Origin of the sequence: Streptomyces sp. NPDC047079, assembly GCF_040643755.1 — a bacterium.
Lineage (GTDB): Bacteria > Actinomycetota > Actinomycetes > Streptomycetales > Streptomycetaceae > Streptomyces.
Window position 1 is genome coordinate 399,089 of sequence record NZ_JBEYUZ010000004.1, and the last position, 24,525, is coordinate 423,613.

20 protein-coding genes are annotated in these 24,525 nt (G+C 71.7%); 19 read left to right on the forward strand and 1 reads right to left on the reverse strand.

Annotated elements, in window-relative coordinates:
* Nucleotides 1-2: 2 nt before the first annotated feature.
* The 12 genes from ABZ823_RS08865 (at nucleotide 3) to ABZ823_RS08920 (ending at nucleotide 14,953) form a co-directional block, all read left to right on the forward strand.
* Nucleotides 3-1,289 (forward strand): dihydroorotase, encoded by a 1,287-nt coding sequence (locus ABZ823_RS08865; protein ID WP_361655718.1) that lies wholly within the window; start codon nucleotides 3-5, stop codon nucleotides 1,287-1,289.
* Entirely contained in the window at nucleotides 1,286-1,846 is a 561-nt protein-coding gene (locus ABZ823_RS08870) for a hypothetical protein (protein WP_361655721.1), read from the forward strand. Before ABZ823_RS08865 ends, ABZ823_RS08870 begins: the two co-directional genes overlap by 4 nt.
* Nucleotides 1,843-2,985, forward strand: coding sequence for a glutamine-hydrolyzing carbamoyl-phosphate synthase small subunit (gene carA / locus ABZ823_RS08875; protein ID WP_361655724.1), 1,143 nt, complete (start codon nucleotides 1,843-1,845; stop codon nucleotides 2,983-2,985). Before ABZ823_RS08870 ends, carA begins: the two co-directional genes overlap by 4 nt.
* A complete protein-coding gene (carB, locus tag ABZ823_RS08880; RefSeq protein WP_361655726.1) occupies nucleotides 2,978-6,286 on the forward strand; it encodes a carbamoyl-phosphate synthase large subunit in 3,309 nt (1,102 codons plus the stop codon). The genes carA and carB overlap by 8 nt, the downstream gene beginning before the upstream one ends.
* A gap of 57 nt (nucleotides 6,287-6,343) precedes the next feature.
* Nucleotides 6,344-7,450 carry a quinone-dependent dihydroorotate dehydrogenase gene (locus ABZ823_RS08885; protein WP_361655729.1) on the forward strand — a complete coding sequence of 369 codons (1,107 nt, stop codon included), beginning with the start codon at nucleotides 6,344-6,346 and terminating at the stop codon, nucleotides 7,448-7,450.
* Nucleotides 7,447-8,292, forward strand: a complete 846-nt coding sequence (gene pyrF, locus ABZ823_RS08890; protein ID WP_361655732.1) for an orotidine-5'-phosphate decarboxylase — start codon at nucleotides 7,447-7,449, stop codon at nucleotides 8,290-8,292. Before ABZ823_RS08885 ends, pyrF begins: the two co-directional genes overlap by 4 nt.
* Before the next feature lie 275 nt (nucleotides 8,293-8,567).
* Entirely contained in the window at nucleotides 8,568-8,891 is a 324-nt protein-coding gene (locus ABZ823_RS08895; protein ID WP_055492888.1) for an integration host factor, read from the forward strand.
* Nucleotides 8,892-8,928: 37 nt separating this feature from the next.
* Nucleotides 8,929-9,486, forward strand: a complete 558-nt coding sequence (gene gmk / locus ABZ823_RS08900) for a guanylate kinase (protein WP_361655735.1) — start codon at nucleotides 8,929-8,931, stop codon at nucleotides 9,484-9,486.
* Between the two features lie 52 nt (nucleotides 9,487-9,538).
* Nucleotides 9,539-9,811 carry a DNA-directed RNA polymerase subunit omega gene (gene rpoZ, locus ABZ823_RS08905; protein ID WP_003982715.1) on the forward strand — a complete coding sequence of 91 codons (273 nt, stop codon included), beginning with the start codon at nucleotides 9,539-9,541 and terminating at the stop codon, nucleotides 9,809-9,811.
* A gap of 179 nt (nucleotides 9,812-9,990) precedes the next feature.
* Nucleotides 9,991-11,193, forward strand: a complete 1,203-nt coding sequence (coaBC, locus tag ABZ823_RS08910) for a bifunctional phosphopantothenoylcysteine decarboxylase/phosphopantothenate--cysteine ligase CoaBC (RefSeq protein ID WP_361655738.1) — start codon at nucleotides 9,991-9,993, stop codon at nucleotides 11,191-11,193.
* 239 nt (nucleotides 11,194-11,432) lie between these two features.
* Nucleotides 11,433-12,641, forward strand: coding sequence for a methionine adenosyltransferase (gene metK / locus ABZ823_RS08915; RefSeq protein ID WP_361655741.1), 1,209 nt, complete (start codon nucleotides 11,433-11,435; stop codon nucleotides 12,639-12,641).
* 149 nt (nucleotides 12,642-12,790) lie between these two features.
* Entirely contained in the window at nucleotides 12,791-14,953 is a 2,163-nt protein-coding gene (locus tag ABZ823_RS08920) for a primosomal protein N' (RefSeq protein ID WP_361655744.1), read from the forward strand.
* 111 nt (nucleotides 14,954-15,064) lie between these two features.
* On the opposite strand, the gene ABZ823_RS08925 is transcribed toward ABZ823_RS08920, so the two are convergent.
* Nucleotides 15,065-15,598 carry a hypothetical protein gene (locus tag ABZ823_RS08925; RefSeq protein WP_361655747.1) on the reverse strand — a complete coding sequence of 178 codons (534 nt, stop codon included), beginning with the start codon at nucleotides 15,596-15,598 and terminating at the stop codon, nucleotides 15,065-15,067.
* 297 nt (nucleotides 15,599-15,895) lie between these two features.
* Here ABZ823_RS08925 and fmt point away from each other — a divergent pair, with 297 nt between their 5' ends.
* The 7 genes from fmt (at nucleotide 15,896) to ABZ823_RS08960 (ending at nucleotide 24,517) form a co-directional block, all read left to right on the forward strand.
* Nucleotides 15,896-16,828 carry a methionyl-tRNA formyltransferase gene (fmt, locus tag ABZ823_RS08930; RefSeq protein WP_361655750.1) on the forward strand — a complete coding sequence of 311 codons (933 nt, stop codon included), beginning with the start codon at nucleotides 15,896-15,898 and terminating at the stop codon, nucleotides 16,826-16,828.
* Between the two features lie 75 nt (nucleotides 16,829-16,903).
* The gene (locus ABZ823_RS08935) at nucleotides 16,904-18,322 is read left to right on the forward strand and encodes a transcription antitermination factor NusB (RefSeq protein WP_361655753.1); all 1,419 of its coding nucleotides are present in this window, start codon (nucleotides 16,904-16,906) and stop codon (nucleotides 18,320-18,322) included.
* Between the two features lie 283 nt (nucleotides 18,323-18,605).
* Nucleotides 18,606-19,292: a ribulose-phosphate 3-epimerase gene (rpe, locus tag ABZ823_RS08940; protein WP_361655755.1), complete on the forward strand. Its 687-nt coding sequence runs from the start codon at nucleotides 18,606-18,608 to the stop codon at nucleotides 19,290-19,292.
* 78 nt (nucleotides 19,293-19,370) lie between these two features.
* Complete coding sequence (locus ABZ823_RS08945; protein ID WP_361655896.1) at nucleotides 19,371-20,414, forward strand: sugar-binding domain-containing protein; 1,044 nt, start codon at nucleotides 19,371-19,373, stop codon at nucleotides 20,412-20,414.
* 356 nt (nucleotides 20,415-20,770) lie between these two features.
* Nucleotides 20,771-21,124 carry a barstar family protein gene (locus ABZ823_RS08950; protein WP_361655758.1) on the forward strand — a complete coding sequence of 118 codons (354 nt, stop codon included), beginning with the start codon at nucleotides 20,771-20,773 and terminating at the stop codon, nucleotides 21,122-21,124.
* Nucleotides 21,125-21,230: 106 nt separating this feature from the next.
* Nucleotides 21,231-22,673: a GuaB1 family IMP dehydrogenase-related protein gene (locus tag ABZ823_RS08955; protein WP_361655760.1), complete on the forward strand. Its 1,443-nt coding sequence runs from the start codon at nucleotides 21,231-21,233 to the stop codon at nucleotides 22,671-22,673.
* 350 nt (nucleotides 22,674-23,023) lie between these two features.
* Nucleotides 23,024-24,517: an amino acid permease gene (locus ABZ823_RS08960; protein ID WP_361655763.1), complete on the forward strand. Its 1,494-nt coding sequence runs from the start codon at nucleotides 23,024-23,026 to the stop codon at nucleotides 24,515-24,517.
* The last annotated feature ends 8 nt before the right edge of the window (nucleotides 24,518-24,525 follow it).

Genomic DNA, 24,525 nt, shown 5'->3' on the forward strand with positions numbered 1-24,525 from the left:
ACATGAGCAAGACCCTGATCCGTGGTGCGAGGGTGCTCGGCGGCGAGCCGCAGGACGTCCTCATCGACGGTGAGATCATCGAGGCGGTCGGTACGGGACTGTCCGCCGAGGGTGCGCAGGTCGTCGAGGCCGACGGCAAGGTGCTGCTCCCGGGCCTCGTCGACCTGCACACCCACCTGCGCGAGCCCGGCCGAGAGGACTCCGAGACCGTCCTGACCGGTACCCGGGCCGCCGCGAGCGGCGGCTACACGGCCGTGTTCGCCATGGCCAACACCTTCCCGGTCGCGGACACCGCGGGCGTCGTCGAGCAGGTCTGGCGGCTGGGCAGGGAGCACGGATACTGCGACGTCCACCCCGTCGGTGCCGTCACCGTCGGCCTGGAGGGCAAGAAGCTCGCCGAGCTGGGAGCCATGCACGAGTCCGCGGCCGGCGTCACCGTCTTCTCCGACGACGGAAAGTGCGTCGACGACGCGGTGATCATGCGCCGGGCACTGGAGTACGTGAAGGCTTTCGGCGGCGTCGTCGCCCAGCACGCGCAGGAGCCGCGGCTCACCGAGGGCGCCCAGATGAACGAGGGCATCGTCTCCGCGGAGCTGGGGCTCGGCGGCTGGCCCGCGGTCGCAGAGGAGTCGATCATCGCCCGGGACGTGCTGCTCGCCGAGCACGTCGGCTCCCGCGTACACATCTGCCACCTGTCGACCGCCGGGTCCGTCGAGATCGTGCGCTGGGCGAAGTCCCGCGGCATCGACGTCACCGCCGAGGTCACCCCGCACCACCTCCTCCTCACCGACGAGCTGGTGCGCACCTACAACCCGGTCTACAAGGTCAACCCGCCGCTGCGCACCGAGCGCGATGTGCTGGCGCTGCGCGAGGCGCTCGCCGACGGCACGATCGACATCGTCGCCACCGACCACGCCCCGCACCCGCACGAGGACAAGGACTGCGAGTGGGCCGCGGCTGCCATGGGCATGGTCGGCCTGGAGACCGCGCTGTCCGTGGTGCAGGAGACCATGGTCGACACCGGCCTGCTCGACTGGGCGGGTGTCGCCGACCGCATGTCCGTCAAGCCCGCGAGGATCGGACGGGCCACGGGCCACGGCCGCTCCGTCTCGGCAGGCGAGCCCGCCAACCTCACGCTCGTGGACACGGCATACCGTGGGCAGGTGGACCCCGCGGGCTTCGCCTCGCGCAGCCGCAACACTCCGTACGAGGGCCGTGAGCTGCCGGGCCGTGTCACCCACACGTGGCTCCGGGGCAAGGCCACGCTCGTCGACGGGAAGCTCGCGTGACACCTGTAATCCTGCTCGCCGCCGAGAAGAAATCGGCGGAAGTGACCGACTGGGCCGCTCGCATCGGCTGGCTCGTGGGGCTCGCCCTGTTCATCGCGCTCGTCTACTGGCTGATGCGCGAGGGCTGGAAGTGGCGCGGCACCCTCCAGGGCGACCTGCCCGAGCTTCCCACCGCGCCCCAGGACGCGGGCCCGGCGAAACTGAGCATGAGCGGCCGCTACCACGGCTCCACCACCGCCGGGCAGTGGCTGGACCGCATCGTGGCCCACGGCCTGGGCTCACGCAGCCGGGCCGAGCTCACGCTGACCGACGCCGGCCTCGATGTCGTACGCCCCGGCGCGACCGACTTCTTCGTCCCCGCCGAGCGGCTGCGCGGGGCCCGGCTCGACAAGGGCATCGCGGGCAAGGTCCTCACCGAGGGCGGACTGCTGATCGTGACCTGGGAGCACGGCGGCAAGCTGCTCGACTCCGGTTTCCGCTCCGACCGCGCGGCCGAGCACAACGACTGGGTCGACACCCTGAACCAGATGATCAACAAGATGGAAGGCGCACGATGACCACCTCCACCAGGGGAGCCTCGAAGGCTCCCGCCGTACTCGTCCTGGAGGACGGCCGGATCTTCCGCGGCCGCGCCTACGGGGCCGTGGGGGTGACGTTCGGCGAGGCCGTGTTCTCCACCGGCATGACCGGCTACCAGGAGACCCTCACCGACCCCTCGTACCACCGCCAGGTCGTCGTGATGACCGCCCCCCACGTCGGCAACACGGGTGTCAACGACGAGGACCCCGAATCGCAGCGGATCTGGGTCGCGGGCTACGTCGTGCGCGACCCCGCGCGCGTGCCCTCCAACTGGCGCGCCAAGCGCTCGCTGGACGAGGAGCTGCGCCACCAGGGCGTCGTAGGCATCAGCGGCATCGACACCCGGGCGCTGACCCGCCATCTGCGCGAGCGCGGCGCCATGCGCGTCGGGATCTTCTCCGGCCACGCGCTGCCCGACGAGGGCACCATGCTCGCCGAGGTCCGCCAGGCCCCCGAGATGGAGGGTGCGAACCTCTCCGCCGAGGTCGCCACCAAGGAGGCGTACGTCGTCCCCGCCATCGGGGAGAAGAGGTTCACCGTCGCCGCGGTGGACCTCGGCATCAAGGGGATGACCCCGCACCGCATGGCCGAGCGCGGCATCGAGGTGCATGTGCTGCCCGCGACGGCGACCGCCGAGGACGTGTTCGCGGTGAACCCGGACGGCGTGTTCTTCTCCAACGGTCCCGGCGACCCGGCCACCGCCGACCACCCCGTCTCCGTCATGCAGGCCGTCCTTGAGCGTAGGACGCCGCTGTTCGGCATCTGCTTCGGCAACCAGATCCTCGGCCGTGCGCTCGGCTTCGGCACCTACAAGCTGAAGTACGGCCACCGCGGCATCAACCAGCCGGTGCAGGACCGTACGACCGGCAAGGTGGAGGTCACCGCGCACAACCACGGCTTCGCGGTCGACGCCCCGCTCGACAAGGTCTCCGACACCCCCTACGGCCGCGCCGAGGTCTCCCATGTCTGCCTCAACGACGACGTGGTGGAGGGCCTCCAGCTGCTCGACCGGCCGGCCTTCAGCGTCCAGTACCACCCCGAAGCCGCCGCGGGCCCGCACGACGCCGCCTACCTCTTCGACCGCTTCGTATCCCTGATGGAGGGCCAGCGTGCCTAAGCGCACCGATATCCAGTCCGTCCTGGTCATCGGCTCCGGCCCGATCGTCATCGGCCAGGCAGCCGAGTTCGACTACTCCGGCACCCAGGCGTGCCGGGTCCTGAAGTCCGAGGGCCTGCGGGTCGTGCTCGTGAACTCGAACCCGGCAACGATCATGACCGACCCGGAGATCGCCGACGCCACCTACGTCGAGCCCATCACCCCCGAGTTCGTCGAGAAGATCATCGCCAAGGAGCGCCCCGACGCCCTGCTGCCCACCCTCGGCGGTCAGACGGCCCTCAACACCGCCATCTCGCTGCACGAGAACGGCGTCCTGGACAAGTACGGCGTCGAGCTGATCGGCGCCAACGTCGAGGCCATCCACAAGGGCGAGGACCGCGACCAGTTCAAGGAGGTCGTCGAGGCCGTCCGGCGCAAGATCGGACACGGCGAGTCGGCTTCCTCGGTGATCTGCCACACCATGGACGAGGTGCTGGCCGGCGTCGAGCGGCTCGGCGGCTACCCGGTCGTCGTCCGCCCCTCGTTCACCATGGGCGGCGCCGGCTCCGGCTTCGCGCACGACGAGGAGGAGCTGCGCCGTATCGCCGGACAGGGCCTCACCCTGTCGCCGACCACCGAGGTGCTCCTGGAGGAGTCCATCCTCGGCTGGAAGGAGTACGAGCTGGAGCTGATGCGCGACAAGCACGACAACGTCGTGGTCGTCTGCTCCATCGAGAACTTCGACCCGATGGGCGTCCACACCGGTGACTCGATCACCGTCGCCCCGGCGATGACCCTGACCGACCGCGAGTACCAGGTCCTGCGCGACATCGGCATCGCCGTGATCCGCGAGGTCGGCGTGGACACCGGCGGCTGCAACATCCAGTTCGCAGTGAACCCCGAGGACGGTCGCGTGATCGTCATCGAGATGAACCCGCGTGTCTCGCGCTCGTCCGCCCTCGCCTCCAAGGCGACCGGCTTCCCCATCGCCAAGATCGCCGCCAAGCTCGCCGTCGGCTACACCCTCGACGAGATCCCGAACGACATCACGCAGGAGACCCCGGCCTCCTTCGAGCCGACCCTCGACTACGTCGTGGTCAAGGCGCCCCGGTTCGCCTTCGAGAAGTTCCCGTCCGCCGACTCCACCCTGACCACGACCATGAAGTCGGTCGGCGAGGCCATGGCGATCGGCCGCAACTTCACCGAGGCGTTCCAGAAGGCTCTGCGCTCGCTGGAGAAGAAGGGCAGCCAGTTCACGTTCGTCGGCGAGGCGGGCGACAAGGAGACGCTGCTGCGCGAGGCCGCCCGTCCCACGGACGGCCGGATCAACACGGTCATGCAGGCCATCCGCGCGGGCGCCACCCAGGAGGAGGTCTTCGAGTCCACCCGGATCGACCCGTGGTTCGTCGACCAGCTCTTCCTCATCAAGGAGACCGCGGACGAGCTGGCCGCCGCCGAGCGGCTGGACGCCGAGCTGCTGGCCGAGGCCAAGCGGCACGGTTTCTCCGACCAGCAGATCGCCGAGATCCGAGGGCTGCGCGAGGACGTCGTGCGCGAGGTCCGGCACGCGCTGGGCGTGCGCCCGGTCTACAAGACGGTCGACACGTGCGCCGCCGAGTTCGCCGCGAAGACGCCGTACTTCTACTCCTCCTACGACGAGGAGAGCGAGGTCGCGCCGCGCGAGAAGCCCGCGGTCGTCATCCTGGGCTCCGGCCCCAACCGCATCGGCCAGGGCATCGAGTTCGACTACTCCTGCGTCCACGCCTCCTTCGCGCTCCATGACGCCGGGTACGAGACCGTGATGGTCAACTGCAACCCCGAGACGGTCTCCACGGACTACGACACCTCCGACCGCCTGTACTTCGAGCCGCTGACGCTGGAGGACGTCCTCGAGATCGTCCACGCCGAGCAGCAGGCAGGCCCGGTCGCGGGCGTCGTGGTCCAGCTCGGCGGCCAGACCCCGCTGGGCCTCGCGCAGGCGCTGAAGGACAACGGCGTGCCGATCGTGGGCACCTCCCCGGAGGCGATCCACGCCGCCGAGGACCGCGGCGCGTTCGGGCGCGTGCTCGCCGAAGCCGGGCTGCCGGCGCCCAAGCACGGCACCGCCACCACGTTCGACGAGGCCAAGGCCATCGCGGACGAGATCGGCTATCCGGTCCTCGTACGGCCGTCGTACGTCCTCGGCGGGCGCGGCATGGAGATCGTCTACGAAGAGGCCCGGCTCGCGTCGTACATCGCCGAGTCGACCGAGATCAGCCCGTCCCGGCCGGTGCTCGTCGACCGGTTCCTCGACGACGCGATCGAGATCGACGTCGACGCCCTCTACGACGGCAAGGAGCTGTACCTGGGCGGTGTGATGGAGCACATCGAGGAGGCCGGCATCCACTCCGGCGACTCGGCGTGCGCGCTGCCCCCGATCACGCTGGGCGGCTTCGACATCAAGCGGCTGCGCGCCTCCACGGAGGCCATCGCGCAGGGTGTCGGGGTCCGCGGACTGATCAACATCCAGTTCGCGATGGCGGGTGACATCCTCTACGTCCTCGAGGCCAACCCGCGTGCCTCCCGCACCGTTCCCTTCACCTCGAAGGCGACCGCGGTGCCGCTGGCCAAGGCCGCCGCCCGGATCTCGCTGGGCGCGACCGTCGCACAGCTGCGCGAGGAGGGCCTGCTGCCCAGGCACGGCGACGGCGGCGAGCTTCCGTTGGACGCGCCGATCTCGGTCAAGGAGGCCGTGCTGCCGTGGTCGCGGTTCCGCGACATCCACGGACGGGGCGTGGACACGGTCCTCGGCCCGGAGATGCGCTCCACCGGCGAGGTCATGGGCATCGACTCCGTCTTCGGCACGGCGTACGCCAAGTCGCAGGCCGGCGCCTACGGGCCGCTGCCGACCAAGGGCCGCGCCTTCATCTCGGTCGCCAACCGGGACAAGCGTTCGATGATCTTCCCGGCGCGGGAGCTGGTCGCCCACGGCTTCGAGTTGCTCGCCACCTCCGGCACTGCCGAGGTGCTCAAGCGCAACGGCATCAACGTCACGGTCGTGCGCAAGCAGTCCGAGGGCACCGGCCCGGCGGGCGAGAAGACCATCGTCCAGCTCATCCACGACGGCGAGGTCGACCTCATCGTCAACACCCCCTACGGCACCGGAGGCCGCCTCGACGGCTACGAGATCCGCACGGCCGCCGTGGCCCGCTCGGTGCCCTGCCTGACGACGGTCCAGGCGCTCGCCGCCGCCGTGCAGGGCATCGACGCCCTCAACCGCGGTGATGTGAGCGTCCGCTCGCTCCAGGAACACGCGGAACACCTGACCGCGGCCCGCGACTAGCAGCCCTTGAGGGGGACATCGGAAACGGTGTCCCCCTCTTCGTGAGGACACAGGGACATGTACAAGCTTTTCTTCCGTCTGGTTTTCACCCGGATGGACCCGGAGCAGGCCCACCACCTGGCTTTCCGCTGGATCCGCCGCGCCGCCCGCCTCCCCGTGCTGCGCACCTTCGCCGCCGCGGTCCTCGCGCCCCGGTACAAGGAGCTGCGCACGGAGGCGTTCGGGCTGCGTATGCACGGCCCGTTCGGACTCGCGGCCGGCTTCGACAAGAACGCCGTGGCCATCGACGGCATGGCGATGATGGGCTTCGACCACGTCGAGATCGGCACGGTGACGGGGGAGCCGCAGCCGGGCAACCCCAAGAAGCGTCTGTTCCGGCTCGTGGCCGACCGGGCGCTGATCAACCGCATGGGCTTCAACAACGAGGGCTCGCTGGCCGTCGCCGCGCGCCTGGCCTCGCGTACGCCCGTCTTCGGGACCGTCGTGGGCGTCAACATCGGCAAGACCAAGGTCGTACCCGAGGCGGAGGCGGTCGCGGACTACGTGAAGTCGACCGAGCGGCTCGCGCCGTACGCCGACTACCTGGTCGTCAACGTCTCCTCGCCGAACACCCCGGGCCTGCGCAACCTTCAGGCGACTGAGGCACTGCGCCCGCTGCTGAGCGCTGTGCGCGAGGCCGCCGACCGCACGGTCACCACCCGGCGCGTCCCCCTGCTGGTCAAGATCGCCCCGGACCTCGCCGACGAGGACGTCGACGCCGTCGCCGACCTCGCCGTGGAGCTGGAGCTGGACGGGATCATCGCCACGAACACCACCATCGCACGCGAGGGGCTCGGGCTGACCTCCGACCCTGCCCTGGTGAAGGAGACCGGCGGACTGTCCGGCGCGCCGCTGAAAACACGCTCCCTAGAGGTGCTGCGCCGCCTCTACGCGCGCGTGGGCGACCGCATCACCCTGGTGGGCGTCGGCGGCATCACGAGCGCCGAGGACGCCTGGCAGCGCATCCTGGCCGGTGCCACGCTGGTGCAGGGCTACAGCGCGTTCGTCTACGAGGGTCCGTTCTGGGGCCGTGCCCTCCACAAGGGACTCGCGGCGCGCCTGCGCACGAGCCCGTACGCCACCCTCGCCGACGCGGTCGGCGCCGATGTGAGGAAGTCCGCATGACAGGTCTCGAACCCTTCGGCACGCGTCTGCGCCGGGCCATGGACGAGCGTGGCCCGCTGTGCGTCGGTATCGATCCGCATGCCTCGCTGCTGGCTCAGTGGGGCCTGGACGACGACGTGGCGGGCCTGGAGCGGTTCAGCCGCACGGTCGTCGAGGCGATGGCCGAGCGCGTCGCCGTGCTCAAGCCGCAGAGCGCCTTCTTCGAGCGCTTCGGGGCCCGTGGGGTCGCCGTCCTGGAGAAGGCGGTCGAGGAGGCGCGCGCGGCCGGGGCCCTGGTCGTCATGGACGCCAAGCGCGGCGACATCGGCTCGACCATGGCCGCGTACGCCGAGTCCTTCCTGCACAAGGACGCTCCGCTGTTCTCCGACGCGCTGACCGTCTCGCCCTACCTCGGCTACGGCTCGCTCAAGCCGGCCGTGGACCTCGCGCGCGAGAACGGCACCGGGCTGTTCGTGCTCGCGCTGACCTCGAATCCGGAGGGCGGCGAGGTGCAGCACGCCCTGCGCCCCGACGGCCGGACCGTGGGCGCGACGATGCTCGCCCACCTCGCGGCCGAGAACGCCGGACAGCAGCCCCTCGGCTCCTTCGGGGCCGTCGTGGGCGCCACGCTGGGTGACCTGTCGTCGTACGATCTCGACATGGGCGGCCCCCTTCTCGCGCCCGGCATCGGCGCTCAGGGAGCCACTCCGGCCGACCTTCCCGGGGTCTTCGGCAAGGCCGTGCGCAACGTCGTGCCGAACGTGAGCCGGGGCGTGTTGCGGCACGGTCCCGATGTGGTCGCGCTCCGTGACGCCGCGGAACGCTTCGCGGAGGAGATCCGGATCGCCGTGGCGGCCGGTTAGGGGTTCCGCGGTCGCCGCGGGAGTCCTCCGGTGCGTGCCCTCGGAGCCGCCTGAGTCTGAATACATCCTCAAATCCGGGGCAGTATGTCCGGAAAGTCCGTCTCGACGGAGGCTGACCAGGACTTTTCCGCTGTTCTCGCTGACTCTGGCGGACTTGCCCGCTAGTCTCCGACGAGAGAACGGGCAAGCGTGTTGCTCGTGGCTCCCCAGGTGTGGGGCGACTAGGTTCCTCACCGGTCCGTATCCGACAGTTCGACATCCGAGGTGACGTAGGCGTGGCTCTTCCGCCCCTTACCCCTGAACAGCGCGCAGCCGCGCTCGAAAAGGCCGCCGCGGCTCGCCGGGAGCGGGCCGAGGTCAAGAATCGACTCAAGCACTCCGGCGCCTCCCTGCACGAGGTCATCAAGCAGGGCCAGGAAAACGACGTCATCGGCAAGATGAAGGTCTCCGCCCTCCTCGAGTCCCTGCCGGGCGTGGGCAAGGTCCGCGCCAAGCAGATCATGGAGCGGCTCGGGATCTCCGAGAGCCGCCGGGTCCGTGGCCTCGGTTCCAACCAGATCGCCTCCCTGGAGCGCGAGTTCGGTGGCGCCGCCAGCTGAGTCCGGTGCACTCCGGGATTGCTGGAATAATCGCTGCATGAGTGAACGTCCGCGGCTGACCGTGCTCTCCGGCCCCTCCGGGGTCGGCAAGAGCACGGTCGTCGCCCATATGCGCAAGGAACACCCCGAGGTCTGGCTCTCGGTGTCGGCGACGACCCGTAAGCCTCGCCCCGGTGAGCTGCACGGGGTCCACTATTTCTTCGTCACCGACGACGAGATGGACAAGCTGATCGCCAACGGCGAGCTGCTGGAGTGGGCCGAGTTCGCCGGCAATCGCTACGGCACGCCGCGGGCCGCCGTCCTGGAGCACCTGGAGGCCGGCGTGCCGGTCCTGCTGGAGATCGACCTCCAGGGCGCCCGGCAGGTCCGCGAGTCCATGCCCGAGGCGCAGCTCGTGTTCCTGGCTCCGCCCTCCTGGGAGGAGCTGGTGCGCAGGCTCACCGGCCGCGGCACCGAGCCGCCCGAGGTGATCGAGCGCCGCCTGGAGGCGGCCGCGATCGAGCTGGCGGCCGAGCCCGAGTTCCACGAGTCCCTGGTCAACACCTCGGTCGAGGACGTGGCGCGCGAGCTGCTAGCCTTGATGAACGTTGTGTGATCAGGATTGTGTGATCAGGTCTGATCTTTCCCCATCTTTCGGAAGGTAGAGCGTGTCCTCTTCCATTACCGCGCCCGAGGGCATCATCAACCCCCCGATCGACGAGCTCCTCGAGGCCACCGACTCGAAGTACAGCCTCGTGATCTACGCGGCCAAGCGGGCCCGCCAGATCAACGCGTACTACTCGCAGCTCGGTGAGGGCCTCCTCGAGTACGTCGGTCCCCTCGTCGACACCCATGTCCACGAGAAGCCGCTCTCGATCGCCCTGCGCGAGATCAACGCGGGTCTGCTGACCTCCGAGGCCGTCGAGGGCCCGGCGCAGTAAGCCCGACCGTGCGGCAGGTCATAGCGCCATGCCGCGTCCATATCGCCGTACCGCGATAGGTTTTTCCACAGGCCCGGCAGCGCTCCTGCCGGGCCTGTGGTCTGCTCGGGGGGGGCGCGGGGTCGTCCCCCGCACCGATGCAGCATGGGGATGTACGTAACCGAGTCCGGGGAGAGACGGTGGACAAGCCCAAGGTCGTTCTGGGGGTCAGCGGCGGCATCGCCGCCTACAAGGCATGCGAGCTGCTGCGCAGACTGACCGAGTCCGGGCATGACGTCCGTGTCGTGCCCACCGCCTCCGCGCTGCACTTCGTCGGCGCCGCGACCTGGTCCGCCCTCTCCGGCCACCCGGTCTCGACCGAGGTCTGGGACGACGTCCACGAGGTTCCGCACGTCCGCATCGGCCAGCACGCCGACCTGGTCGTCGTGGCCCCCGCGACGGCGGACACGCTCGCCAAGGCGGCCCACGGCCTCGCCGACGACCTCCTGACCAACACCCTCCTCACCGCGCGCTGCCCGGTCGTCTTCGCCCCCGCGATGCACACGGAGATGTGGGAGCACCCGGCCACACAGGAGAACGTGGCGACGCTGCGCCGCCGCGGCGCCCTCGTCATCGAGCCGGCGGTCGGCCGACTGACCGGCGTCGACACGGGCAAGGGGCGACTGCCCGACCCGGCCGAGATCTTCGAGGTGTGCCGCCGGGTGCTGGCCCGGAGCGTGCGGGAGCCGGACCTCAAGGACCGTCATGTCGTCGTCACTGCCGGCGGCACCCGCGAGCCCCTCGACCCGGTCCGGTTCCTCGGCAACCGCTCCTCCGGCAAACAGGGCTACGCCCTGGCGCGCACGGCCGCCGCCCGGGGGGCCCGCGTCACCCTGGTCGCCGCGAACACGAGCCTGCCCGATCCGGCCGGAGTGGACGTCGTGCGGGTGGGCACGGCCGTGCAACTGCGCGAGGCGGTGCTGAAGGCGGCCGCGGACGCTGACGCCGTGGTCATGGCGGCCGCGGTGGCGGACTTCCGGCCGGCCGTCTACGCCTCAGGGAAGATCAAGAAGAAGGACGACCAGGACCCCGAGCCCATCGCCCTGATCAGGAATCCGGACGTTCTCGCCGAGATCTCGGCCGACCGGGCCCGCCCGGGCCAGGTCGTCGTCGGATTCGCCGCGGAGACGGACAACGTGCTGGAAAACGGCCGTGCGAAGCTGGAGCGCAAGGGCTGCGACCTGCTCGTGGTGAACGAGGTGGGGGAGCGCAAGACCTTCGGTTCCGAGGAGAACGAGGCAGTGGTGCTGGGCGCCGACGGCAGTGAGACCCCGGTGCCCTACGGGCCGAAGGAAGCACTCGCCGAGAAGGTGTGGGACCTCGTGGCACCCCGCCTGGCCTGAACTTCTCCGTTCCGTCGAGGCCCGCTCGAGCCCCGGCACATTTGAGCGTGGCGACCCTGGAAAAGAGCGCGCGGCATGGGCAGAATGCCCGTGCCGCAGGTCACAGGGCTCCCGAGAGGCGAGACAGGTGGGCCGGCGGTGGAGCGCGACCGATAAACTGTTCTCGGACGACGCCGGGCGCAGCCCCCGTCCCGTCCGCCAATGATCAGCCAGCAGCCGCTGCAACCCCAGGGAGCGTTGTGTCCCGTCGCCTGTTCACCTCGGAGTCCGTGACCGAGGGCCACCCCGACAAGATCGCTGACCAGATCAGTGACACCATTCTCGACGCGCTTCTGCGCGAGGACCCGGCCTCCCGGGTCGCCGTGGAGACGCTGATCACCACCGGTCTGGTGCACGTGGCCGGCGAGGTCACGACCAAGACGTACGCGGACATCGCGACGCTGGTGCGCAACAAGATCCTCGAGATCGGCTACGACTCGTCGAAGAAGGGCTTCGACGGCGCGTCCTGTGGTGTCTCGGTGTCGATCGGCGCGCAGTCCCCGGACATCGCGCAGGGTGTGGACGCGGCGTACGAGTCGCGTGTCGAGGGCGACGACGACGAGCTGGACCGCCAGGGCGCGGGCGACCAGGGGCTGATGTTCGGCTACGCGACGGACGAGACCCCGACGCTGATGCCGCTTCCCATCTTCCTGGCGCACCGTCTGTCCAAGCGACTGTCCGACGTCCGCAAGAACGGCACCATCCCCTATCTGCGCCCGGACGGGAAGACCCAGGTCACCATCGAGTACGACGGTGACAAGGCGGTCCGCCTGGACACGGTGGTCATCTCCTCGCAGCACGCGAGCGACATCGACCTGGAGTCGCTGCTCGCCCCCGACATTCGTGAGTTCGTGGTCGAGCCGGAGCTGAAGGCGCTGCTGGACGAGGGCATCAAGCTGGACACGGACGGCTACCGCCTGCTGGTCAACCCCACGGGCCGGTTCGAGATCGGCGGCCCGATGGGCGACGCGGGCCTGACCGGTCGGAAGATCATCATCGACACCTACGGCGGCATGGCCCGGCACGGCGGTGGCGCGTTCTCCGGCAAGGACCCGTCCAAGGTGGACCGCTCGGCGGCGTACGCGATGCGCTGGGTCGCCAAGAACGTCGTGGCGGCGGGACTGGCCTCCCGTTGCGAGGTGCAGGTCGCGTACGCGATCGGCAAGGCCGAGCCCGTCGGTCTGTTCGTGGAGACCTTCGGCACGGCCAAGATCGACGCAGAGAAGATCGAGCACGCGATCACCGAGGTATTCGACCTCCGCCCGGCCGCGATCATCCGCGACCTGGACCTGCTCCGCCCGATCTACGCACAGACCGCCGCGTACGGCCACTTCGGCCGCGAGCTCCCCGACTTCACCTGGGAGCGCACGGACCGCGTGGAGCAGCTGCGCGCGGCGGCAGGCCTGTAGGCCCTCGCCCCCTTGCGCACGAGGCCCGGTGCCCTTGAGGCGCCGGGCCTCGGCGCGTCACCCCTGGGCCTCGGCGCGTCACCCGCGGGCTTCGAGGCCCGCCCCGGGCCCGCACGGCGGTGTCAGTGGGGTTTGGTAAGAATGCAAGCGTGAGCAGCGGGAACGGGCAGGAGCGAGGGGCGGGCGGGGACGATGCCGCACCCCCGGAGCAGCTTGCCCTGATCCGTGAGGCCGTGCGCAACGCCAGGGCGCCCCGCGCCAAGCCGCGTACCTGGCGGGGGGCCGCGCTCGCCAAGGAGCTGCCCGTCGCGCGCGTCCTGGTCGACAAGGGCGTGCTGCATCTGGACCGGTACTTCGACTACGCCGTGCCGGAGGAACTGGACGCGGTGGCCCGGCCCGGGGTCCGGGTCCGGGTCAGGTTCGGGGCCGGCGTGCGCACGGTGCGCGAGGGGCGGCGCGAGGGCGGCGGCCTCATCGACGGTTTCCTCGTCGAGCGGGTCGCCGAGTCCGACTACACCGGGCCTCTCGCGGCGCTGGCCCAGGTCGTGTCACCCGAGCCCGTCCTCTCGCCCGAGCTGCTGGAGCTCGCCCGCGCCGTCGCCGACCGGTACGCGGGCAGTCTCGCCGACGTGCTCCAGCTCGCTGTGCCACCGCGGCACGGCCGGGCCGAGGCCACGCAGATGGGCCCCCCGCCCGCGCCGCCCTCCGCGCCTGACCCCGGATCCTGGCGTCGGTACGTTCGGGGGCCGGAGTTCCTGCGGTCCCTGGCCTCCGGCGGCGCCCCGCGGGCCGTGTGGACCGCACTGCCCGGACCGCAGTGGGTGGAGGAGATCGCCCGGGCCGTGCAGGCCACGCTCGCCTCGGGCCGGGGAGCCCTGGTCGTCGTACCCGCGGGGCGGCCCGCCGCACGGGTCGACGCCGCGCTGCGGGAGCTGATGGGGGAGGGACAGCACGCGGTCCTGACCGCCGACGCCGGACAGGAGCGGCGGTACCGGGAGTGGCTCGCGATACGGCGCGGGGCCGTGCGGGCCGTCGTCGGGACACGGGCCGCGATGTTCGCGCCGGTCCACGACCTCGGGCTCGTCGTCGTCTGGGACGACGGGGACCCCAGCCACAGCGACGACAACGCCCCTTTCCCGCACGTCCGCGAGGTCCTGGAGCTCCGGGCGTCGCGCGACAAATGCGCCTTCCTGCTGGGGAGTTGGAGCTGTACCGTCGAAGCCGCCCAGCTCGTCCAGACCGGCTGGGCGGCACCGCTCGTCGCCGACCGTGAGCAGGTGCGAGCCGCCGCGCCGCTCGTGCGGACCGTGGGGGACCAGGACCTCGCACGCGACGAGGCGGCCCGGGCGGCCCGACTGCCGACACTGGCCTGGGAGGTCGTACGGGAGGGGCTGCGGCACGGCCCCGTGCTGGTACAGGTGCCCCGGCGGGGGTACGTCCCCCGGCTGGCCTGCGCCCAATGCCGTGCGCCCGCCCGCTGCCGGCACTGCGCCGGGCCGCTGACGGCCCAGGACGCCGGGGAGCTGCGGTGCGGCTGGTGCGGGCGGGAGGAGAGCGCCTGGCACTGCCCGGAGTGCGGCGGCTTCCGGCTGCGCGCCCAGATCGTGGGCGCCCGGCGGACCGCCGAGGAGCTGGGGCGCGCCTTCCCGGCCGTTCCGGTGCGGACCTCGGGGCGCGAGCAGGTGCTGGACACGGTTCCGGACACCCCCGCCCTGGTCGTCAGCACACCGGGGGCCGAGCCCGTCGCCGAGGGCGGCTACGCGGCCGCGCTGCTGCTCGACGGATGGGCCATGCTCGGGCGGCCGGATCTGCGGGCGGGCGAGGAGGCGCTGCGGCGCTGGATCGGCGCGGGCGCGCTCGTCCGGCCGCAGTCGGCGGGCGGGACCCTGGTGGCCGTCGCCGAGCCGACGCTGCGGCCCGTTCAGGCGCTGGTCCGGTGGGACCCCGTCGGGCACGCGGTGCGGGAGCTGGCCGAGCGGGCGGAGCTGGGCTTTCCGCCGGTGTCGCGGATGGCTGCGGTTTCGGGTCCGGCCGAGGCCGTCGCGGGCTTTCTCGCCGGTGCCGGACTGCCGCCGGACGCCGAGGTGCTCGGACCCGTGCCCGCGCCGGTCACCGAGGCCGGGCGGCCACGGCGGCCAGGGGGGCCGCCACCGGGGGAGCGGTGGGAGCGGGCGCTCATCCGGGTGCCACCCGGGAGCGGAGCGGCGCTGGCCGCAGCGCTGAAGACCGCGCTGGCGGCCAGGATGGCCCGTGGCGGCAGCGGTGGGAGCGAGACGGTGCGGATTCGGATCGACCCGCCGGACATCGGCTGAAGGGCGCCCGGTTCCGTCCCGTTGTCCGCCGTAGGGCCCCCGCCCTTGGCGTGATGTGCGGCGCGGGCGCACGGCTGCCTCCCGGTGGCCGGGAGGCAGGCGGAGGCCGACTCAGCCGTTGCGGGGGCCCGGGAAGGCCGACGGGCGCACCTCGTCGCGGAGCGTGGGGCTGCCCGCGGTGGGCTGCGTCGGCATCGAGCGGGCGGCGGGCACGGTCGGGAGGCCCGCGCCGACGTTGAGCGCGCGGTTGCCGGTCGGCTCGGGCGAGCGTTCGGCCTCGGGCGCCGCCTGGGCGGCGGCCCGGCGGGCGCCGTAACGGCGGTGGACCGCCTGCTTGGTGACGCCGAGCGCGGAGCCCACGGCGTCCCACGAGAAGCCGAGCGAGCGGTCGAAGTCCACGGCCGCCGTCACCAGGGTCTCGACGCTGTCCCGCAGCTCCTGGGCGAGCCGGACGGTCGGGGCGGGGGCACGTCCGTAGACGACGAAGCCCGTGGACGGGCCGGAGCGGCGCGGGCGATAGACATTGCCCAACTGGGCGGTGAGGGTGCGCAGCGCGTCCACCTGTCGGCGGACCCGCTCGATGTCCCGCACCAGCAGGTGCAGGCTGGCCCGAGCCTGGGCGTCGTGGGTTGCGTGGTCGGCCATGAACAAGCCTCTCGAACCGGCGTTGAAAGGAATCGGGCCGCGATCGCGGCCCGTTGTGGTCAACTCTTTCTTGACCAACGCGCAGGCGGGGCTCTGGTCACGGTGCGGGGCGTAAGCAGCCATATGCACGCCCCCCGAGGCGGTGTGCGCTGTGAGGAGCATTCGCCCTGGATCGGGGCGCCCTTCGCGCTTCCGGCGCCAGGGCCCCCCATAGACTGGTGCGCTACCCGCGCGCCTCGGCCCGCCGCAGTCGCCCGGGCTCGTCCCGACTCCCGCCCGAGAGGCCGTCATCCACCCATGAGGCTTGTCTTCGCAGGTACCCCCGAGGTCGCCGTTCCCGCGCTGGACGCCCTGCTCGCGTCCGGGCGGCACGAGGTGGCGGCCGTCGTCACGCGGCCCGACGCACCGGCGGGTCGCGGGCGCAGGCTCGTCGCCAGCCCCGTCGCCGAACGGGCGGAGGAGGCGGGGGTCGAGGTCCTCAAGCCGAACAGGCCCCGCGACGAGGACTTCCTCGCGCGGCTGCGGGAGATCGCGCCCGACTGCTGCCCCGTCGTCGCCTACGGCGCGCTGCTGCCCCGGGTGGCCCTCGACATCCCCGCCCACGGCTGGGTCAACCTGCACTTCTCGCTGCTGCCCGCCTGGCGCGGCGCCGCCCCCGTGCAGCACTCCCTCATGGCGGGCGACGAGATCACCGGGGCCTCCACCTTCCTGATCGAGGAAGGACTGGACTCCGGGCCCGTCTACGGCACCGTCACCGAGCGGATCCGCCCCACCGACACCAGCGGCGACCTGCTCACCCGGCTCGCCTTCGCCGGTGCCGGGCTGCTCGCCGCCACCATGGACGGCATCGAGGACGGCACCCTCAAGGCCGTACCGCAGCCCGCCGAGGGCGTCACTCTCGCACCCAAGATCACCGTCGAGGACGCGCATGTGGACTGGGCCGCGCCCGCGCTCCGCGTCGACCGCGTGGTGCGGGGCTGCACGCCCGCGCCCGGCGCCTGGACCACCTTCCGCGGCGAGCGGCTCAAGCTGATCCAGGTCACCCCCGTGCCCGACCGCACGGATCTCGCCCCGGGGCAGCTGTCGGTCGGCAAGAACAACGTGTACGTCGGCACCGGTTCCCACGCCGTGGAGCTGGTGTGGGTGCAGGCCCAGGGCAAGAAGCCGATGCAGGCCGCGGACTGGGCGCGCGGGGTGCGGATCGGCGCCTCGGAGACCCTCGGCGGCTGACCTCCCCGCCTGCCCGTCACCTCCCGGACGTACGCTGGGAGGTACACGTCGTCCCATAGCCGGAGCACCTTTTTCGTGAGCGACCAGTCCCGTCGTCCCCGCACGCCAGGCAAGCCCTACCGCCGGCCCAAGAAGGACCCCGTCCGCATCCTCGCCTTCGACGCGCTGAGGGCCGTCGACGAGCGGGACGCCTACGCGAACCTCGTCCTGCCGCCGCTGCTGCGCAAGGCACGCGAGAAGGGCGACCTGGACGGACGGGACGCGGCGCTCGCCACCGAGCTGGTGTACGGGACGCTGCGCCGGCAGGGGACGTACGACGCCATCCTCGCGGCCTGCGTCGACCGGCCGCTGCGCGAGGTCGACCCGCCGGTGCTCGACGTACTCAGTCTCGGCGCGCACCAGTTGCTGGGAACACGGATCCCCAGCCATGCCGCCGTGTCCGCCACCGTCGAGCTCGCCCGCGTCGTGCTCGGTGACGGGCGGGCCAAGTTCGTCAACGCCGTCCTGCGCAAGGTCGCCCAGCACGACCTCGACGGCTGGCTGGAACGGGTCGCTCCGCCCTACGACCAGGATCCCGAGGACCACCTCGCCGTCGTGCACTCGCATCCTCGCTGGGTCGTCTCCGCCCTGTGGGACTCCCTCGGCGGCGGTCGTGCCGGGATCGAGGACCTGCTGGAGGCCGACAACGAGCGGCCCGAGGTGACGCTCGTGGCCCGGCCCGGCCGCGCCGGCGCCGAGGAGCTGCTGCGCGAGGAGGCCGCGGTCCCCGGCCGCTGGTCGCCGTACGCCGTCCGGCTCACCGAGGGCGGTGACCCCGGGGCCGTCGAGGCCGTGCGGGAGGGGCGTGCGGGCGTCCAGGACGAGGGCAGCCAGCTCGTCGCGCTCGCCCTCGCGAACGCGCCCCTCCAGGGGCCGGACGAGCGGTGGCTGGACGGATGCGCCGGCCCCGGCGGCAAGGCCGCGCTGCTCGCCGCCCTCGCCGCCGAGCGCGGCGCCACGCTGCTCGCCTCCGAGAAGCAGCCGCACCGGGCCGGCCTGGTGGCCCGGGCGCTCGCCGGAAACCCGGGGCCGTACCAGGTCATCGCCGCCGACGGGACCCGGCCGCCCTGGCGCCCCGGCTCCTTCGACCGGGTCCTGATGGACGTGCCCTGCACGGGGCTCGGTGCGCTGCGCCGACGGCCCGAGGCCCGCTGGCGTCGCCGGCCCGAGGACCTCGACGGATTCGCGCCCCTCCAGCGTGGCCTGCTGCGGACGGCCCTGGAGTCCGTGCGGGTCGGGGGCGTCGTGGGTTACGCCACCTGCTCGCCCCACCTCGCCGAGACCCGGGCCGTGGTCGACGACGTCCTCAAGCAGTACCGCGACGCGGAACTCATCGACGCCCGGCCGCTGTTGCCCGGCGTACCCGCCCTCGGCGACGGTCCCGACGTGCAGCTGTGGCCGCATCTGCACGACACCGACGCGATGTATCTGGCGCTGGTCCGCCGCACTGCCTGACATCCGGGCCGGGCGGCGTGTGCGTGCCGCGGTGCGGTACAGGGCCCGGCGTGTGCGTGCCGCGGTGCGGTACAGGGCCCGGCGTGTGCGTGCCGCGGTGCGGTACGGGGCCCCGGCGGGTTCGTCAGGGCGTGGTGGGGCGTTTCCGGCACCCGGCGGGACGACCGTGCCGGCGCGGGGCGGGGCGCTGCCGTGCGGAGCGCGTCGCCCGTCGTCGGACCGGCCAAGCCCCTTGGCGCGGACCGGGGAGAGCGACCGGAGCCGGGCATGGCAGGCTTGGTGCATGGCCGTGCAGATCAACCCCAGCATCCTGTCCGCCGACTTCGCCCGCCTCGCCGAGGAGGCGAAGGCCGTGGAGGGAGCCGACTGGCTCCACGTCGACGTCATGGACAATCATTTCGTCCCGAACCTCACGCTCGGCGTGCCGGTCGTGGAGGCCCTGGCACGGGCGACGGACACCCCGCTGGACTGCCATCTGATGATCGAGGACGCCGATCGGTGGGCGCCGCAGTACGTCGAAGCGGGTGCCGGATCGGTCACGTTCCACGTCGAGGCGGCCGGCGCGCCCGTGCGACTCGCCCGGGAGATCCGGGCCAAGGGCGCCCGGGCCTCCATGGCGCTCAAGCCTGCGACGCCCATCGAACCGTACGAGGACCTGCTGCCCGAGCTGGACATGCTGCTGATCATGACGGTCGAGCCCGGATTCGGCGGTCAGGCGTTCCTGGACATCATGCTGCCCAAGATCCGCCGCACCCGTGAGCTGATCAGCAAGCACGGCCTCGAGCTCTGGCTGCAGGTCGACGGCGGCGTCTCCGCCTCCACCATCGAGCGGTGCGCGGAGGCGGGAGCGGACGTCTTCGTGGCCGGTTCGGCGGTGTACGGGGCGGCGGACCCGGCCGCGGCGGTACGTGCACTACGCACCCAGGCTCAGGCGGCGACGGCCCGTGCGTCCTGGGCGTGCGACGACTGAGCCAACGGAACCTGAACGCCGTCCGTCCGGGCTGATCGAATCCGCCGGATCTGCAAGGATGAACGGCGAATGCAGAGTGTGAACAGCAGTGAGGAGATGGCCGTGTCGGGTATGTCGGCGGGCCGGTCAGCCATGCGGATGGGACCCGCTGAGCTGGTGCAGGCGGCGGCCATGGCCCGTCGCTTCTATCTCGAGGGCAAGTCCAAGATCCAGATCGCGGAGGAGTTCGGCGTCAGCCGCTTCAAGGTGGCCCGGGTCCTGGAGACCGCCCTCGAACGGGATCTCGTACGGATCGAGATCCGTGTTCCGGCCGAGCTGGACGCGGAGCGCTCCGACGCGCTGCGCGCCCGCTACGGCCTCAGACACGCCGTCGTGGTCGAGTCCCCGGCCGAGGCCGAGGAGTCGCCCGATCCCGAGAACCTGGGCGAGGTGGCCGCCGACCTGCTCGGCGAACTGGTGACCGAGGGCGATGTGCTGGGGCTCGCCTGGGGCCGGTCGACCATCCACATGGCGGCCGCCCTTGACCGGCTGCCGCCCTGCACGGTGGTGCAGCTGACGGGCGTGTACGACGCCGGGACCGCCGAGCGCGGCTCGGTGGAGGCCGTTCGCCGCGCCGCGCAGGTCTCGGGCGGCGACGCGCACCCGATCTACGCGCCGATGCTGCTGCCGGACGCGGCGACCGCGGCCGCCCTCCGCAACCAGACGGGGATCGCTCGCGCCTTCGAGTACTTCGACAAGGTCACGGTCGCCTGCGTCTCCATCGGCTCCTGGGAGCCCGGCATCTCCACGGTGCACGACATGCTCACCGAGGAGGAGCGCGCCCACTACGCGTCCCTCGGTGTCGCCGCCGAGATGTCCGCGCACCTCTTCGACGCCGAGGGCCGCCGGGTCGGACGGGACCTCGGGGAGCGATGCATCACGGTCAAGGCCGACCAGCTGCGGCGTATCCCCGAGGTCGTCGCGATCGCGGGCGGGCAGCGGAAGGCGGCCGCCATCGACGCGGTACTGCGCTCCGGCCTCGTCACCAGCCTGGTGACGGACACGGCGGCGGCGGACTCCCTGATGACGGTGGGCCCGACGCCGACCCCCGCGCTGCACCGGGCGGACCCCGACGGCCCCTGAGGGCTCAGACGGTCTCCGGGGGCTCGGACGGCCCCTGGGGGCCCCGAGGGTCCATGAGGACCCCGACGGCGCCCTGAGGGCCCTGAGGGGGGCCTTGGGCCCGGGCGCGGCTCCACGGGGCCGACGCCCGGGCGTGGTCGCGCACCTGGCGGCCGCCCGGACGGGAAGGGACGGCCGTGACGGCACCACGCCGTGTAGGCGCGGGCACGTCGTCCAGTGGCGTCCCCCGCGCGCGGGGGACGCTCCACAGGGCAGCCGGCGCGGGGCCCGGCGCCTTGTCACGGGCGGTGCGGCGAGGTCTACTACCTCGACGATCACATCGAGGATCACTACGACGCGTTCAGGGCGGTGCGGAGATGACCGACGACCTGCGGGGCCGCCTCGTGGTCGCGCTCGACCTCGAGGGGGCCACCGACAAGGCCGCCTTCATGGAACGGGTCGTGCGCGCCCTGGACCTCCCCGAGTGGTTCGGCCGCAACTGGGACGCGCTCGCCGACTCGCTGACCGACCTCTCCGTCTGGCCCGCCGGTGCCATGGAGCGGGGCCTGCTGCTCGTCGTGCGGGGCTGGCGGGCGTACGCGAAGGAGCGGCCCGAGGAGTGGCGGATCGCCGAGGAGGTGTTCTCCGAGGCCGTGGAGGGGACGCCGGAGCTGTCCGTGGCGCTCGAGCTTGGAGGATCCCACGAAGGAGCCTCTGACCTGCCTGGATGATTGGCCGGGGTCCGGACGAGTGCCGCCATGGGACAATGAAGTACGTGCTCTTCCCCCTGGCTGACCTGTCCGGGGGCCGCCTCTGATCGACTGGGATGTGCAGCACGTGCGTTTCCTCAATGACATCCAGCCCGCCTACGACCTGACGTACGACGACGTGTTCATGGTGCCGAGCCGCTCGGCGGTCGGCTCCCGGCAGGGCGTGGACCTCTCCGCCCCGGACGGTACGGGCACCACCATCCCGCTGGTCGTCGCCAACATGACCGCGATCGCCGGCCGCCGTATGGCGGAGACGGTGGCCCGGCGCGGCGGGCTGGTCGTCATACCGCAGGACATCCCGATCGACGTGGTCACCGACGTCATCTCCTGGGTCAAGAGCCGTCATCTGGTGCTGGACACCCCGATCGTGCTCGCCCCGCACCAGACCGTCGCCGACGCCCTGGCGCTGCTGCCCAAGCGCGCGCACAACGCGGGCGTGGTCGTCGACGCGGAGCAGCGGCCGATCGGCGTGGTCACGGACACGGACCTCTCGGGAGTGGACCGCTTCACCCAGCTCGAAGTGGTCATGTCCAAGGACCTGCTGCTGCTCGACGCCGACATCGACCCGGGTGAGGCGTTCAACGTCCTCGACGGCGCCAACCGCCGTTACGCGCCCGCCGTCGACAAGGAGGGCAAGCTCGCCGGCATCCTCACCCGCAAGGGCGCCCTGCGCGCCACGCTCTACACCCCGGCCACCGATGCGCACGGCAGGCTGCGCGTCGCCGCCGCCGTCGGCATCAACGGTGACGTCGAGGGCAAGGCCAAGCAGGTGCTCGACGCGGGTGTGGACACCCTCGTGATCGACACCGCGCACGGCCACCAGGAGTCGATGATCAGCGCCATCAGGACGGTGCGGGCGCTCGATGCGAAGGTGCCGCTGGTGGCGGGCAACATCGTCGCCGCCGAGGGCGTGCGCGACCTGATCGAGGCCGGAGCGGACATCGTCAAGGTCGGTGTGGGCCCCGGTGCCATGTGCACCACGCGGATGATGACCGGCGTCGGCCGGCCCCAGTTCTCGGCGGTGCTGGAGTGCGCGGCCGAGGCGAGGAAGCACGGCAAGCACGTCTGGGCGGACGGCGGCGTCCGTCATCCGCGCGATGTCGCCATGGCACTGGCGGCGGGTGCGTCCAATGTGATGATCGGCTCGTGGTTCGCGGGCACCTACGAGTCCCCGGGCGACCTGCACCAGGACGCGGGCGGCCGCCTCTACAAGGAGTCGTTCGGCATGGCGTCGGCGCGCGCGGTCCGCAACCGCACGTCGGAGGAGTCGGCGTACGACCGGGCCCGCAAGGCGCTGTTCGAGGAGGGCATCTCGACCTCCCGCATGTTCCTCGACCCGGCCCGCCCGGGCGTCGAGGACCTGATCGACTCGATCATCGCGGGCGTCCGCTCCTCCTGCACGTACGCCGGCGCGAGCTCCCTGGAGGAGTTCGCCGAGCGGGCCGTCGTGGGCATCCAGAGCGCGGCGGGCTACGCGGAGGGCAAGCCGCTGCACGCCAGTTGGAGCTGACGGGACGACGTCCTCGGCCACGGCCCTCGCACCCCGGAAACGGGGAGCGGGGGCCGTCCGCATGCCCGGGCGGACGGCGGCCGCCGGCCGGGGGACGGGGGGAGGGGGCAGCCCCGGTGATCGACCGGCGCAAACATCGAAAGGGCTCGCGCAACAAAATTCCGCCACTTCCCGATGAACGCAAGGATCTTGCGACGGTGCGCAAGGTTGCTGCATTACGCCCGTGAAGGGCGGACTCATAGGGTCATGCGCTGTACGTGCGTGGCGAGGACCCCGCTCGGTGGTCCCCGTCCCCGGGTGCCGCCGGTCCGCGCCTGCCCCCTTGACCAGCAGCGATAAGGAGCCCACGCGTGCTCGACCAAGGCGCACCCCCGCAGTCCCCCAGTCATCCGGCAACGCCCTCACCCGGCCTCGGTGCGCGTTTGATGCGCCGTAAGCCCGTGGAACGCCTGGTCGCCGAGGGCGGCCAGGGCGAGGGAGGAACGCTGCGGCGTTCGCTCGGGCTGTGGCAGCTGACCATGATCAGCATCGGTGCCACGCTCGGCACCGGCATCTTCGTGGTTCTCGGCGAGGCCGTCCCGAAGGCCGGTCCGGCCGTGACGCTGTCCTTCGTGATCGCCGGTCTCACCGCGCTGTTCTCCGCGCTGTCCTACGCCGAGCTGGCGGGCACGATCCCGGTCTCCGGTTCCTCGTACTCGTATGCGTACGCAACGATGGGTGAGCTGATCGCCTGGATCTGCGGCTGGTGTCTGGTCCTGGAGTACGGCGTGTCGGTCGCCGCCGTCGCGGTCGGCTGGGGCGAGTACCTCAACGAGCTGCTGGACGGCACCATCGGTGTCACCATCCCGGCCGCTCTGTCCGCCCCGCCCGGTGACGGCGGCATCTTCAACCTGCCCGCGCTGATCGTCGTACTGCTGGCCATGGCGTTTCTGCTCGGCGGTGCCAGGGAGTCGGCGCGCGCCAACACGATCATGGTCTGTGTGAAGATCGCCGCGCTGCTGCTGTTCTGCCTGATCGGGATCCAGGGCTTCCGCTCCGGCAACTACGCGAACTTCATGCCGCTCGGCATGGCCGGGGTCAGCGCTGCCGGGGCCACGCTCTTCTTCTCCTACATCGGCTTCGACGCCGCCTCCACGGCCGGTGAGGAGGCCAAGAACGCCCAGCGCGACCTGCCGCGCGCGATCATGCTCTCGCTGGTGATCGTGACGGCGCTGTACGTCGTCGTCGCCGCCGTCGCCGTGGGCGCGAAGCCCTGGAAGCGGTTCAACGACTCGGAGGCGGCGCTCGCCCAGATCATGAAGGACGTCACGGGACAGACGTTCTGGGGCACGCTGCTGGCGGCCTGCGCGGTCATCGCCATCGCGAGCGTCGTGCTGACCGTGCTCTACGGCCAGACGCGCATCCTCTTCGCGATGTCCCGGGACGGCCTGGTGCCCAAGGTCTTCTCCCGGGTGCACCCCAGGACCGGCACACCTCGCGCCAACACCGTCATCGTCTCCGCCTTCTGCGGTGTCCTGGCGGCGGCGATCCCGCTCGGGCAGCTGGCCGACGCCACGAGCATCGGCACGCTGTTCGCCTTCGCGCTGGTCAATATCGCGGTCGTGGTGCTGCGCCGGACCCGTCCGCACATGTCCCGTACCTTCCGGGTGCCGTTGTCGCCGGTGCTGCCCGCGCTGGGCTTCGCGCTCTGCGTGTGGATGATGGGCAGCCTGTCGACCGTCACCTGGGTGGTCTTCGGGGTCTGGATGGCCGTCGGGCTCATGTTCTACTTCCTGTATGGCTACCGGCGTTCCCGGCTGTCCGCCGCGGAGCCCACGGCACCCGCAGTCACCGTAGAGAAGTGAACCACCCG